Here is a 418-nt window from a genome sequence, read left to right as displayed (position 1 = left end):
TGCCCGCATAGTGGCCCATCAGCGCCCCGGCGAGGCCGGTGATGCCGGTGGAGATGCCGAAGGCGACCGTCTTGGTGCGCGCCACGTTGACGCCCATCGCCTGCGCCGAAATCTCCGAATCGCGGATGGCGGCGAAGGACCGACCGAGCGGCGAGCGCAGGAGATTGCGGTAGAAGAGCACCACCAGAAGCGTGATGGCGAGCGTCAGGTAGTAGAGCAGGTTCGGCGTCGAATAGCGGTCGATGACGAGGCCGAAAATCTGGATCGGCGGCGCGATGAGGCCGATGACGCCATTGGTCAGCGGCGTCGCGATGACGATGAAATCCTCCACCAAGATGACGACGGCGATGGTGCCGATGGCGAGATAAATGCCGTGCAGCTTGGTCATCGGCATGGCGATCAGCGCGCCGGCGATGCC

At 64.6% G+C, this 418-nt stretch carries 1 protein-coding gene; it reads right to left on the bottom strand.

The window, feature by feature from the left end:
* Positions 1–418 (bottom strand): branched-chain amino acid ABC transporter permease (locus EO141_RS01705; RefSeq protein ID WP_164739014.1); only part of this gene is annotated, 418 nt, incomplete at both ends.

Source organism: Xanthomonas sp. BRIP62415 (assembly GCF_003993515.1).
GTDB classification, from domain to species: domain Bacteria; phylum Pseudomonadota; class Gammaproteobacteria; order Xanthomonadales; family Xanthomonadaceae; genus Xanthomonas; species Xanthomonas euroxanthea.
This window is presented reverse-complemented; position numbering and strand designations above follow the sequence as displayed.